1 protein-coding gene is annotated in these 602 nt (G+C 56.8%); it reads right to left on the minus strand.

Annotation, left to right across the window (positions count from 1 at the left end):
* Window positions 1-123: 123 nt before the first annotated feature.
* Window positions 124-573, minus strand: a complete 450-nt coding sequence (locus AB4Y40_RS42790; RefSeq protein WP_368692988.1) for a serine hydrolase — start codon at window positions 571-573, stop codon at window positions 124-126.
* Window positions 574-602: the final 29 nt, after the last annotated feature.

The following is a 602-nucleotide window of genomic DNA, read 5'->3' on the forward strand; positions in this document are numbered from 1 at the left end:
GACCTTTACGGCTGCCGGGACTCTGTGTTGGCTCTGACAAAGTGGTGTCCATCACTTCGAAAATGATGGACATCACTTTGATGCCGATCCCTGCAGCCGTCTACGACGGCCGCCGCGAGCCGCTTACCGCTCGACAATTGATACGAGTTCAGGTCGAGCGTTACGAACCGTCGTGAAGCCCGATATCGCAATTGCGTGTTGAGGCGAATAGTAGACGACCGTTCCCCAAAAGCCGGCGTGTGAATAACACACGGTGCCAGCGATTTCGCTGACGGAAACCCCTAACCTATATGCATCGGCATCCTCATGCTGTCCCTCGCGCAGCATCTCGATTAGCGTCTGAGACTTATCGAACACTCGGCCTTCAAACAGGTCCTTCGTAAACGAAGCCAGGTCGCGCACGGACATTACCAAGCCACCGCCGCCGTAGAGATCCATTGTCGCGCTGACTTCTGTAACGTCTATGCCGTCAAAGGTATGCGATCCACGAACGACGCCCCTCAGAGTAAGGTGGCGGAGCGCGTGAGGTGTGGTAGTGATGCGGGTCAGCGGAGGTCGGCCGGCATTTTCCAGGGAAGCAACGCGTCGTAGTCGTCGACGGT

Source organism: Paraburkholderia sp. EG287B (assembly GCF_040965595.1).
In the GTDB taxonomy this organism is placed as follows: domain Bacteria; phylum Pseudomonadota; class Gammaproteobacteria; order Burkholderiales; family Burkholderiaceae; genus Paraburkholderia.